Genomic DNA, 12499 nt, shown 5'->3' with positions numbered 1-12499 from the left:
TTGCCGTTTTTTCGTTATTTTATCGCCCCGTTTCGATTGAGAGACCGGATTTCGTATGCCCCTTCCGACTATTCTTGTTGCCGATGACGACCGCTCCATCCGCACCGTTCTCAGCCAGGCGCTGGGGCGCGCCGGCTATCAGGTTCGTACCACCGCCAGCGCCGCGACCCTGTGGCAGTGGATCGAAGAAGGTGAGGGCGATCTGGTCATTACCGACGTGGTGATGCCCGACGAGAACGGTCTGGACCTGATTCCGCGCATCAAGCGGGCGCGGCCGGACATGCGGGTGCTGGTGATGAGCGCCCAATCCACGTTGATGACCGCCGTCAAGGCGACCCAGCGTGGGGCGTTCGAATATCTGCCCAAGCCGTTCGACCTGAAGGAGCTGCTGTCGGTGGTCGAGCGGGCGCTGGCTTCGCCGGCCCGTACGCTGGCCGAGCCGGCGCCGCCCGAGACCGAGGAGCGCATGCCGCTGATCGGCCGGTCGATGGCGATGCAGGATATCTATCGCATCATCGCGCGGCTTACGACGTCGGACCTGACGGTGATGATCAATGGCGAAAGCGGCACCGGCAAGGAACTGGTGGCGCGGGCGCTGCATGATTATGGCCGCAGGCGGGGTGGCCCGTTCGTGGCCGTCAACATGGCGGCGATCCCGCGTGAGCTGATCGAGAGCGAGCTGTTCGGGCATGAGCGTGGCGCCTTTACGGGGGCGACCAGCCGCAATCCGGGGCGGTTCGAGCAGGCGACGGGTGGCACGCTGTTTCTCGACGAGATCGGCGACATGCCCCCCGAGGCGCAGACGCGCCTGCTGCGCGTGCTGCAGGAAGGCGAGTTCACGACGGTCGGCGGCCGGCAGCCGATTCGGGCCAATGTCCGGATCGTGGCGGCCACGCATCGCGACCTGCGCCAGTCGATTCGCAACGGGACGTTCCGCGAGGATCTGTTCTATCGCCTGAATGTGGTGCCGATCCGCCTGCCGCCGCTGCGCGAACGGGTCGAGGATATTCCGCTGCTGGCGCGGCATTTCCTGGACCGGTGCCGCGAGGATGGGCTGCCGGCCAAGATGCTGGCCGATGGCGCGCTCGAGCGCCTGCAGGCCAGCCGCTGGCCGGGCAATGTCCGTGAGCTGGAAAACCTGATGCGCCGTCTGGCGGCCCTGTATCCGCAGGAGACGATTACCGGCGACCTCGTCGATCAGGAACTGGCGGAGGCATCGCACGATCAGGAGGCCGAGACGTCGGAGATCCTGGCCAAGGAGCCGCTGGCCGATGCGGTGGCCCGGCATATCCGGCATTTCCTGGCGGCGGGGCAGGACGGCATGCCGCTGCACGATATCTATGATCGGGTGATTGCCGAGGTCGAGCGGCCGCTGATCCAGATGACGCTGGCTGCCACGAGGGGCAACCAGATCAAGGCGGCGGCGATGCTGGGCCTGAACCGCAATACCCTGCGCAAGAAGATCCGGGATCTGGAAATTCCGGTCGTACGCGGCGTAAACTGATTTCCATGAGTCTTTTGATGCGTCGGGCGATAATCGGGTGCTGACCCCAGGGCACGGTTTCAATATCCGGCGGTTGGTGTCGGGGGTGGGGTTGATGCGCGGGCTGTTCGGGCTGCTGGCGCGGCGGAATGTCGCCATTGCCCTGGTGGCGCTGGCGCTGTGCTTCGGTGTCGCCACCTTCGTCGTGCTGTCGGGCGGCATGTCGGTGACGCATTATCCGCGCATCCAGGCCCTGATCTTTATCCTGAACTTCCTGGTCCTGCTGCTGCTGGCGCTGGCGCTGGCGGAACGGCTGGGGCGGGTGATGGCCGATCGGCGCCTTGGCCTGGCCGGGGCGCGGCTGCATGTGCGCCTGGTGACGCTGTTCGGCATTGTCGCGGTGGCGCCGACGGTGGTTGTCGGCACGTTCGCTGCCGTCTTCTTTCATTACGGCATCCAGATCTGGTTCAGCGATCGGGTCAACACAGCGTTGAACGAGGCGTTGCAGGCCTCGCGCGGCTATCTGCAGGAACATAACGCCAATATCCGGACCGAGGCGTTCTCGCTGGCCAATTACCTGGCCGGGGCTGCGAACAGCCTGGAAGGGTCCGGGTCGGACCTGATGCATGACCCCGAGGCGCTGGACCAGGTGCTGGATTCGCAGGCGACCCTGCGCGGGCTGAACGAAGCGGTGATCTATGACCCGCTGACCAACACCGTTGTCGCCAAAGGGGGGCTGATGAGCCGGCCGGGCGACATGCAGGCCCTGCCGCCGCCCTCGGCCACCATGATGGCGCGCACCAACGAGATCGCGATTCTCGATTCGCCGGACGAGAAGACGGTGCGGGCGGTGATTTCGCTGGGCGATACGCCGGCGCTGATGCTGGTGATTACCCGCCCCGTCGATCCATCGATCCTCGACCATATGCACAAGACCGAAATGGTGGTGGCGGATTATCAGCGGCTGAACCGGAACCGATCCAAGATCCAGTTCACGTTCGTGCTGATCTTCGCGCTGGTGGGGCTGCTGGTTCTCTTCGCTGCCGTGCTGGTGGGGCTGGTGCTGGCCAACCAGATCGTGCGGCCGCTGGGGCTGCTGATCCTGGCGTCGGAGCGCATCAGCGATGGCGACCTGAAGGTGCGGGTGCCGGAGGGCGAGCGGGATGACGAGGTGTCGAGCCTGTCGCGCGCCTTCAACCGCATGACCGACCAGCTTTCCAGCCAGCGCTCCGAGCTGATGATCGCCTACAGCCAGATCAACGAGCGCCGTCGGTTTACCGAAGCCGTGCTGTCCGGCGTGTCCGCCGGGGTGATCGGCCTGGATGCCCAGCAGGTGATCGAGCTGCCGAATCGCGCTGCCGGTGTTCTGCTGCAAAAGGATCTGCCGGCCGCCGTCGGGCGGCAACTGGTCGATGTCGTGCCCGAGTTCGGCCCGATGCTGAAGGAGGCGGCCAGTGCGCCCGACCGGGTGTGGACGGGGGAGATTCACGTCGGGTCGGGCACGAAGGCCTGTACGCTGCTGGTCCGTATCGGCGGCGAGATCAGCGGGGGAGCGCCTGATCGGTATGTCGTGACGTTCGATGACATCACGGCCTTGCAGGCGGCCCAGCGCAAGGCGGCGTGGGCCGACATTGCCCGGCGGATCGCGCATGAGATCAAGAATCCGCTCACGCCGATCCAGCTTGCGGCCGAGCGGCTGAAGCGCCGCTTCCTGCGCGAAATCACCTCCGACCCCGAGACGTTCAGCCAGTGCGCGGATACGATCGTGCGGCATGTCGGCGATATCGGGCGCATGGTGGATGAGTTTTCGGCCTTTGCGCGGATGCCGCAGCCGATCATCCGCCCCGAGGATTTGTCGCGAATCGTGCGCGAGGCGCTGATCCTGCAACGCAACGCGCATCCCGAGATCCGTTACGACACCGATCTGCCCGACCATGGGCCGATCGTGTCGTGCGACCGGCGGCTGGTCGGGCAGGCGTTGACCAATTTGTTGCAAAATGCCGCCGATGCCATTGCAATGCTTCCGAAAGATGGTGATGCTGCCGATCGCCCGACCGGACCGGTCGGCATTGTCCGAATTGTCTTGCGTATCGAAGGAACGGCCGCGCACATCGCGGTCGTCGACGATGGGATCGGTCTGCCTGAAGAAGACAGGCAGCGGCTGACCGAGCCCTATGTGACCCACAAGCCGAAGGGAACCGGGCTGGGGCTGGCGATCGTCAAGAAAATTCTGGAAGATCACGGGGGAAGCATCCGTCTGGAAGACAGGCAGGATGGACGGGGAGCTGTTTCGGTCTTGATTCTGCCAGTAAAGGACGAGCATGGCGCATGAAATCCTGATCGTTGATGACGAACCGGATATCCGGCTGCTCATCGAGGGTATTCTTCGGGACGAAGGCTATGAGACCCGGCTGGCGGGGGATTCGGATTCCGCGATCAGTGCGTTCAGGGCGCGCAGGCCGTCGCTGGTGATTCTGGATGTCTGGCTCCAGGGGTCGCGCCTGGACGGGCTGGGTATCCTGCAGGCGATCCAGGGCGAGGAGCCGGCCGTCCCGACCATCATGATTTCCGGCCACGGCACCATCGAGACCGCCGTCGCCGCGCTGCAGCATGGCGCCTACGATTTTATCGAAAAGCCTTTCCAGTCCGATCGGCTGCTGCTGGTCGTCCGGCGTGCGCTGGAGGCCTCGCGCCTGGCGCGGGAGAATGCGGAACTGCGCCTGCGCGCGGGACCGGAGGCCATGCTGTTCGGCGACAGCCCGGCCATTGCCGCCGTGCGCAACCAGATCGAGCGCGTGGCCCCCAGCGGGTCGCGGGTGCTGATTTCCGGCGCTGCCGGCGCGGGCAAGGAGGTTGCGGCGCGGATGATCCATGCCCGGTCGCGCCGTGCCGAAGGGCCGTTCGTCGCCCTGAACTGCGCCACGCTGGCGCCGGGCCGGTTCGAGGAGGAACTGTTCGGCATCGAGGGCACCGCGGATGGCAGCGGGCGGCGCACCGGCGTGCTGGAACGCGCCCATGGGGGCACGCTGCTGCTGGACGAAGTGGCGGACATGCCGATCGAGACCCAGGGCAAGATCGTCCGTGCGTTGCAGGACCAGAGTTTCGAGCGTGTGGGGGGCGCGACGCGGGTGAAGGTCGATGTCCGCGTGCTGGCCGCGACCAACCGCGACCTGCAGGAGGCGATTGCGGCCGGGCGGTTCCGCGAGGATCTGTATTACCGGCTGGCGGTGGTGCCGCTGCGTGTGCCCAGCCTGCGGGAACGGCGCGAGGACATTCCCGGCCTGGCACGGATGTTCCTGCACCGGGCGGCGGAGAATGCCGGCCTGCCGTTGCGCGACCTGTCGGGCGACGCGATCGCGGCCTTGCAGAGCTATGACTGGCCCGGCAATTCGCGCGAGCTGCGCAACCTGATGGAGCGGCTGCTGATCATGATGCCGGGGAACGGCACCGACCCGATCCGCGCCGAGATGCTGCCGCCGTCGGTGGGGCAGGGGGCGCCGACCCTGCTGAAATTCGACCCCGCCGCCGATGTGATGGGCCTGCCGCTGCGCGAGGCGCGCGACCTGTTCGAGACCCAGTATCTGCAGGCGCAATTGCTGCGATTCGGCGGCAATATCAGCCGCACCGCCGGCTTTGTCGGCATGGAGCGCAGCGCGCTGCACCGCAAGCTGAAGCAGTTGGGCGTGACGTCCGACGAGCGGGGAGCAGGATGAGGTTTTGCCCCTCGGGGAAGGGCCTGCTAGAGAGAGCCAACCGAATTATTGGCGGGGAACGGAGCAGCTTGCGCGGCGTTCGTCCTCGCCGACAGAGCAAGTAAGGCCCAACCGTGGCAAAAGAACCTACGCAGAACGTTCAGGATGTTTTTCTCAACCATGTCAGGCGCTCCAAGACGCCGGTCACGGTGTTTCTGGTCAATGGTGTCAAGTTGCAGGGCATCATCACCTGGTTCGACAATTTTTCCGTGCTCCTGCGCCGTGATGGGCACACGCAGCTTGTCTACAAGCACGCCATCAGCACCGTGATGCCGGCGACGCCGGTCGTGCTGTTCGACCCCTCGCGCCCCGAGGGTGCTTCGGCCGACCTGTCGGACAAGGATCTGGCGGGGGATTCCGATCTCGTCTGAGGTTCCCGTGGCGCAGTCGCCCACGCGGGCGGCCGTCATCCTGCCATGGGAGCGGCCGGACCGTCAGGACGAGGTTCGCGCCGCCGAAGCCCGGCTGGAAGAAGCCGTGGGCCTGGCGGCCTCGATCGGGCTGGTGATCGTGCGGCAGGCCGTGCTTCTGCTGCGCGCCCGCCGGCCGGCCACGCTGCTGGGAAGCGGGCAGGTGGAGTCGCTGCGCCAGGCGGTGCAGGAGGATCGTGTTGCCGTTGTGGTGGTGGATACGCGCCTGACGCCCGTGCAGCAGCGGAACCTGGAAAAGGCCCTGGGCTGCAAGGTCATCGACCGTACGGCCCTGATCCTGGATATTTTCGGCGAGCGTGCCGCCACCAAGGAGGGTTCGCTCCAGGTCGAACTCGCGCATCTGGAATATCAGCGCAGCCGTCTGGTCCGGACCTGGACCCATCTGGAGCGGCAGCGCGGCGGTTTCGGCTTCCTCGGCGGGCCGGGTGAGACCCAGATCGAGGCCGATCGCCGCATGATCGGCGACCGTATCGTGCGGTTGAAGCGCGAGCTGGAGCAGGTGCGGCGCACGCGCGGCCTGCATCGTGCCGCGCGGCGGCGGGTGCCGTTTCCCGTCGTGGCGCTGGTCGGCTATACCAATGCTGGAAAATCGACTCTTTTCAATGCGCTGACCGGGGCGACCGTTTATGCGCAGGACCAGTTGTTCGCGACGCTGGACCCGACGATGCGCGGCATTCGCCTGCCATCGGGCCGGCGGATCATCCTGTCCGACACGGTGGGCTTCATCAGCGACCTGCCGACGGAGCTGATCGCTGCCTTCCGCGCGACGCTGGAGGAAGTTGCCGAGGCTGACATCATCCTGCATGTGCGCGATATCTCGCATCCCGACACCACGGCGCAGCGTGCCGATGTGGAGGAGGTGCTGGAGGGCATGGCGACCAGCGGAACGCTGGAGGGCGACTGGCGCCGGCGGGTGATCGAGGTGCAGAACAAGGCCGACCTGCTGGGCGGCCGCGACGCGGTGCCGCCCCGGGCCGGCAGTGTCGCGATTTCGGCGATTACCGGCGATGGGCTGCCCGAATTGCTGGCGGCGATCGACCAGCGCCTGACCGAGGCGATGGAGATTGTCCAGTACACCATTCCGGTGAAGGACGGCGCGCTGCTGGCGTGGCTGTATGCTCATGGCGAAGTGACGTCGCGCGATGATGGCGAGCAGGCTATCGTGGTGACGGTGCGGCTGCTGCCGGCCGATCGCGCGCGGTTCGAACAGCAACTGGCCAGTCGCGAGCGGTAGGCGCCCGCCCGCGCCGGATGGGCGGGAAGGGAGAATGATGTCATGACGGTCGCGGTTTCGCGCGCGCATATGCGTACGGTTCTGGACATCATGCGGCAGGCGGCGGCGGATCGGATCATGCCGTCCTTCCGCCGGCTGGATGCGGACGCCATCCGGTGCAAGACCAGCAAGCTGGACGTGGTGACCGTGGCCGACGAAGCGGCCGAGCATGACATGACCGAGGCGTTCCTGCGCCTCTCGCCCGGCGCGGTGGTGATCGGCGAGGAAGCCGTCTGTGCCCGGCCCGGCCTGCTGGACGCGATCGAGGATGCGGACCTCGCCTATGTTATCGATCCGATCGACGGCACGGCGAATTACGCGGCGGGCGTGCCGCTGTTCGGCGTCATGGTCGCGATCCTGCGTCGGGGCGAGGTTGTCGGAGCGGCGATTCTCGACCCGATCTGCAATGTCGCGGCGCTGGCGGTGCGGGGCGAGGGGGCATGGCAGGTCGGGCCGGACGATGCCGAGCGCCCGCTATGCTGCGCGCGGCCCGTGCCGGCGGCCGAAATGACCGGTAATGCCTCGTGGCGCTACCTGCCCCCGCCGATTCGCGACCTGGTGGCCCGCAACTTGCCGCGCGTGATGGGATCGTGGGATTTCCGCTGTGCCGCGCATGAATATCTGATGCTGGTGGACGGGAAATGCCATTTCCTGCTCTTCAACCGCACCATGCCGTGGGACCATCTGGCCGGCTGGCTGATCCATCACGAGACCGGCGGTTATTGCGCCCATTTCGACGGAGAGCCCTATCGGTTGACCGATCGTGTCGGGGGGCTGCTCTATGCCCCCGATCGGGCGAGTTGGCAGGATCTGCGTGACCTGCTGCTGGACCCGGGCTGAGAGGCTGCTTCAGAAGCTCTGCTGGTGGCGGCCTGACGGCGGTTTCCTGCGCTTCGGTGCTCTCGGCCATCAAGGCCGCTCCGCTCCGATGCTCAAAAACCACCGCCAGACGCATGGCTGACGCCACGCTTCCACGCACCATCGGAGCTTCTGAAACAGCCTCTGCGTCTCGCTTATGCGTCGTCGCCGCGTTCCTGCCGTTTGACCGCCTGCCAGGCGGCTTCCATGTCCGCCAGCGTGCTGTCGGCCGGTGTCAGGCCGCGTTCGGCCAGATGGTGTTCGACCCCGGTGAAGCGGCGGGTGAACTTGGCGTTGGCCTGGCGCAGGCAGGCTTCGGGGTCCAGATCCAGCTTGCGGGCCAGGGTGGCGAGCGTGAACAACACGTCGCCCAGTTCGTCGGCGATTCGTTCGCGGTCGCCCGATTCCAGTTCGACCTTCAGTTCCGCGATTTCCTCATCCACTTTTTCGGCGACGTCCCTGGCATCGGGCCAGTCGAAGCCGATGCGGGCGGCGCGGGCCGACAATTTGCGTGCGCGCAGCAGGGCGGGCAATGCGGTGGGGATGCCGGCCAGCGTGCCGCTCTCGCGCCGGGCAAGGCGTTCCTGCTCCTTGCCGTCCTCCCACTGGCCGGGGGCCAGTGCGGCGTCGCCGAAGACATGGGGATGGCGGCGGACCATCTTGTCGCCGATCATGCCGGCGACGGTCGCGAAATCGAACCAGCCGGCCTCTTCGCCCATGCGGGCGTGATAGACGACCTGGAGCAGCAGATCGCCCAGCTCGTCGGGCAGGGCGGCCCAGTCCTGCCGGGCGATCGTGTCCTCGACCTCGTAGGCTTCCTCGATCGCATAGGGGGCGATGGAGGCGAAATCCTGCTCGCGGTCCCACGGGCAGCCGCTGACGGGGTCGCGCAGGCGGGCCATGATGTCGAGAAGGCGCGAGAGGGCCTGGGCGGCGTCGGACATCCGGGGGCTCCGTGCATGGGTCGGCGGGATCGCCCCATGTCTGCACCGGCGTCGCGGGCGCGTCCAGCGTGGCGCGCTGTGCGGATGCTGTGAGCCTGTTTGGAAACGCGCGTCGGATCGCCGCCAGCGCGCATTTCCAAGCAGGCTCTCTGGATGGCGGGTCGGACAGGGATTATAGTCCCGCGCCCAGGACCAGGGGGTACCATGAGCGAACAGGCGACGGTTTTCATTGACGGCGAGGCTGGCACGACGGGGCTGGGCATTCGTCAGCGCCTGGATGCGCTGCCGGTGACGGTGCGTTCGATCGCGTCGGAACACCGCAAGGATGCCGCTGCCCGTCGTGCGATGATGGAATCGGTCGATCTGGTGGTGCTGTGCCTGCCCGATGCGGCGTCGCGCGAGGCGGCGGGGATGGCGGCCGAGATTGCGGCTGCCGGTGGCCGGGCGCCCCGGTTGCTGGACGCCAGCACGGCTTTTCGCGTCGATCCGGATTGGGTTTACGGTTTTCCGGAAATGGGGGACGGATTCGCGGCGCAGGTCGCGGCGGCGGCGCGGGTTTCGAACCCCGGCTGCTATCCGACCGGAGCGATTGCGCTGCTGCGGCCGCTGGTTCAGGCCGGGCTGCTCGCGCCCGATGCGCCGCTGACGATCAACGCGGTCAGCGGCTATAGCGGCGGTGGCCGCGCGATGATCGAGGCGCACGAGCGGGAAGGCGGGCCGGCCTTCGAACTGTACGGGCTGGGGCTGGAACACAAGCATCTGCCCGAGATCACCCGCTATGCGGGGCTGACGCGTCCGCCTGTCTTCGTGCCGTCGGTGGGGCATTTCCCCCAGGGCATGATCGTCTCGGTGCCGTTGCATCTGGACCTGCTGGCCCAACCGGCGACGGGGGGCGATCTGCGGGCGGTGCTGGCCGATTTCTATGCCGGTTCGGACCGGATCAGCGTGGCCGATTCCGTGCCGGGCCTGTCCGCTGAAACGCTGGCGGGGACCGACCTGATGGAATTGCGGGTCCATGCCAACGAATCGCGGCGACAGGCGGTGCTGACCGCGCGGCTGGACAATCTGGGCAAGGGGGCCTCGGGCGCCGCAATCCAGAATATCGCCCTGATGCTGGGTCTGGCACCGCCGGCACCGCGGGCCGGATGATCGTCGGGTTCCGGTTGTGCGATTGCCTCTCGGCCCGTTTTGCTGATAAGCAGGCCCGCAGGCGAGAGTGACGGAACGGTAGACGTAGTCGGCTCAAAATCGACCGCCGCAAGGCATAGGGGTTCGAGTCCCCTCTCTCGTACCATTTCTCCGGACAGGATGATGTCTGCTCTCTCTCCCGACGCGATCGCGAAGCCGGGCGTGCGCCCCGCCAATCCCTGTTTTTCCTCCGGCCCTTGTGCCAAGCGTCCGGGATGGTCGCTGGACGCGCTGTCCGGCGCGCTGCTGGGCCGCTCGCATCGCGCGCCCGAAGGGCGGGCCCGGCTGAATGAGGTCATTACCCGCTCGCGTGCCATCCTGGGCCTGCCCGACGACTGGAAGCTGGGGATCGTGCCGGCGTCGGATACCGGCGCGGTGGAGATGGTGCTGTGGTCGCTGGTCGGCGAACGCTCGGTCGACGTGCTGGCGTTCGAGAGTTTTTCGGCGACCTGGGCCGACGATATCATCAACCAGTTGCACGCGCCGGCCGCGCGGGTGCTGAAGGCCGATTATGGCTGTCTGCCGGACCTGGGGCAGGTCGATTGGGCGCATGACGTGGTGCTGGCGTGGAATGGCACGACGTCGGGCGTGCGCATTCCCGACGGGGCGGCGATCCCCACGGAGCGCGACGGGCTGGTGATCTGCGACGCGACCTCGGCCGCGTTTGCGATGGACCTGCCTTGGGATCGGCTGGATGTCGTGACCTGGTCCTGGCAGAAGGTGCTGGGCGGCGAGGCCGCGCACGGCATGCTGGCCCTGTCGCCGCGTGCGGTGCGCCGGTTGGAAGAGGCATCGGCGCCGCGCGCGCTGCCGAAGATCTTTCGCCTGACGGCCAAGGGTCGGCTGATCGAAGGTATTTTCAAGGGCGATACGATCAACACGCCTTCCATGCTCTGTGTCGAGGACGCGCTGGACGGGCTGCGCTGGGCCGAGGCGATCGGTGGCCTGCCGGCCCTGGTTGCCCGCAGCCAGGCAAATCTGGCGGTGGTGGCCGACTGGGTGGCGCGCTCCGGCTGGGCTGCGTTCCTGGCCGCTAACCCGGCCGAACGGTCCAGCACTGCGATCTGCCTGACCATCGTGGCGCCCTGGTTCGTGGCGTTGGATGCGGCGACGCAGGCCAAGGCGGCCAAGCGGATTGTCAGCCTGCTGGAGGCGGAGGGCGTGGCGCTGGATATCGGCAGCTATCGCGATGCGCCGCCGGGCCTGCGGCTGTGGGGTGGTGCGACCGTGGAGGCGGATGATCTGCGCGCGCTGATGCCGTGGCTGGACTGGGCCGAAGCCGAAGTGCGCGCGGAGTTCGCCTGACACGTTCCTGCCCGCGCGTGGGCTGACGAATGACCGCAAGGATGGTATAGGCGCGCGCATGACGGACGATCCGCCTCCCAATCCCGCCCTGCTGCCCGCAGGCTTTGTCGATCTGCTGCCTTCCGATGCCGAGGCCGAGGCCGCCGGCATGGAAAGCCTGATGCAGGTCTTCGCCTCGCACGGCTACAGCCGGGTGAAGCCGCCTTTGCTGGAATTCGAGGACACGCTGCTGAGCGGGTCCGGGGCGGCGGTGGCCGAGCAGGCGTTCCGTCTGATGGACCCGGACACGCGGCGCATGATGGCGCTGCGCCCCGATATCACGCCGCAGATTGCCCGCATTGCCGCGACCCGGCTGGCCGACGCGCCGCGACCGCTGCGCCTGTCCTATACCGGGCTGTGCGTGCAGGCGAGTGGCGGGGCGCGGGAGAGCGACCGGCAGATTTCCCAGGCCGGCATCGAGCTGATCGGTCCCGACACGCCCGAAGCCGATGCCGAAGTGGTGGCGCTGGGTGCCGAGGCGCTGGCGGTGCTGGGGGTGCCCGGTGTGTCGTTCGACCTGACGATGCCGCCGCTGGCGCCGGCGCTGATTGCGGAGGTCGGCTTTACCCCGGCCGAGCGGCAGGCGCTGATGCGCGCGCTGGACCGCAAGGACGCGGCGGCGGTGGCGAAGCTGGCCGGTGGGCTGGCGCCGGTGCTGACCGAATTGCTGCATGCGGCCGGGCCGGCAGAGCGTGCGCTCTCGGTCCTGGGCGGGCTGGTCCTGCCCGAACCGGTGCGGGTGCTGAGCGAACGTCTGGCCGCCACCTTTGCCGCGATCAAGGCGCGGGTGCCGGACATTCGCGTGACCATTGACCCGGTCGAATTCCGGGGGCTGCATTATCATACCGGCGTCTGCGTGACGGTGTATGCCCGTGGCCAGCATGAAGAGCTGGGCCGCGGCGGGCGCTATGTGTCCAATAATGACGAGCCGGCCTGCGGCCTGACCCTGCGCCCCGAGGCCCTGCTGCGTGCGGCGCCTGCCAGGGCAGGGCGGGTGCGCGTGTTCCTGCCCGTGGGCAGTGATCCGGCACTGGGCAGGCGGCTGCGGACCGAGGGATATGCGACCGTCGATGGGCTGGCGCCCGTCGCGGACAGCGTGGCTGAGGCAAGGCGCCTGGAATGCGATATGATCGTAGCCGGCGATGGAGTGGTGGCGCTGAACTGACGCGCCTGTTAAGCCGGGCGGCTGGGCGGCCAGTGTCGCCCCTTTTTGTGTTGCGTTCCGG

General features: G+C 67.3%; 10 protein-coding genes and 1 tRNA gene. 10 read left to right on the top strand and 1 reads right to left on the bottom strand.

Translation table 11 applies throughout. From position 1 onward, the window contains the following. The first annotated feature begins 55 nt into the window (after window positions 1-55). From ntrC to HLH35_RS11040, 6 genes are all read left to right on the top strand, one after another. The gene (gene ntrC, locus HLH35_RS11065) at window positions 56-1504 is read left to right on the top strand and encodes a nitrogen regulation protein NR(I) (protein WP_182979182.1); all 1449 of its coding nucleotides are present in this window, start codon (window positions 56-58) and stop codon (window positions 1502-1504) included. Between the two features lie 94 nt (window positions 1505-1598). Continuing rightward, complete coding sequence (locus HLH35_RS11060) at window positions 1599-3815, top strand: sensor histidine kinase NtrY-like (RefSeq protein WP_182979226.1); 2217 nt, start codon at window positions 1599-1601, stop codon at window positions 3813-3815. Continuing rightward, entirely contained in the window at window positions 3805-5196 is a 1392-nt protein-coding gene (gene ntrX, locus HLH35_RS11055) for a nitrogen assimilation response regulator NtrX (RefSeq protein ID WP_182979181.1), read from the top strand. The genes HLH35_RS11060 and ntrX overlap by 11 nt, the downstream gene beginning before the upstream one ends. Window positions 5197-5309: 113 nt before the next feature. Continuing rightward, window positions 5310-5606, top strand: coding sequence for an RNA chaperone Hfq (hfq, locus tag HLH35_RS11050; protein WP_182949016.1), 297 nt, complete (start codon window positions 5310-5312; stop codon window positions 5604-5606). Window positions 5607-5613: 7 nt separating this feature from the next. Continuing rightward, window positions 5614-6900 (top strand): GTPase HflX, encoded by a 1287-nt coding sequence (gene hflX, locus HLH35_RS11045; RefSeq protein ID WP_338029336.1) that lies wholly within the window; start codon window positions 5614-5616, stop codon window positions 6898-6900. Between the two features lie 42 nt (window positions 6901-6942). Next, the gene (locus HLH35_RS11040; RefSeq protein ID WP_182979180.1) at window positions 6943-7779 is read left to right on the top strand and encodes an inositol monophosphatase family protein; all 837 of its coding nucleotides are present in this window, start codon (window positions 6943-6945) and stop codon (window positions 7777-7779) included. Between the two features lie 173 nt (window positions 7780-7952). Here the strand turns inward: HLH35_RS11040 and mazG are convergent, their stop codons facing one another. Continuing rightward, on the bottom strand, window positions 7953-8741 hold the full coding sequence (mazG, locus tag HLH35_RS11035) for a nucleoside triphosphate pyrophosphohydrolase (protein WP_182979179.1): 789 nt from the start codon (window positions 8739-8741) through the stop codon (window positions 7953-7955). 204 nt (window positions 8742-8945) lie between these two features. Between mazG and argC the strand changes: the two genes are divergently transcribed. The 4 genes from argC to HLH35_RS11015 all read left to right on the top strand — a co-directional run bounded on the left by argC (window position 8946) and on the right by HLH35_RS11015 (window position 12438). After that, on the top strand, window positions 8946-9890 hold the full coding sequence (gene argC / locus HLH35_RS11030; protein ID WP_182979178.1) for an N-acetyl-gamma-glutamyl-phosphate reductase: 945 nt from the start codon (window positions 8946-8948) through the stop codon (window positions 9888-9890). Between the two features lie 61 nt (window positions 9891-9951). Further along, window positions 9952-10035 (top strand) — tRNA-Leu (locus tag HLH35_RS11025). Between the two features lie 17 nt (window positions 10036-10052). Then, window positions 10053-11234, top strand: a complete 1182-nt coding sequence (locus tag HLH35_RS11020) for a phosphoserine transaminase (protein ID WP_182979224.1) — start codon at window positions 10053-10055, stop codon at window positions 11232-11234. 58 nt (window positions 11235-11292) lie between these two features. Beyond that, window positions 11293-12438 carry an ATP phosphoribosyltransferase regulatory subunit gene (locus HLH35_RS11015; RefSeq protein WP_182979177.1) on the top strand — a complete coding sequence of 382 codons (1146 nt, stop codon included), beginning with the start codon at window positions 11293-11295 and terminating at the stop codon, window positions 12436-12438. Window positions 12439-12499 lie beyond the last annotated feature (61 nt).

Source organism: Gluconacetobacter asukensis (assembly GCF_014174375.1).
In the GTDB taxonomy this organism is placed as follows: Bacteria; Pseudomonadota; Alphaproteobacteria; order Acetobacterales; family Acetobacteraceae; genus Gluconacetobacter; species Gluconacetobacter asukensis.
The sequence above is the reverse complement of the archived record's forward strand: the minus strand, read 5'-3'. Positions and strand labels throughout refer to the sequence as shown.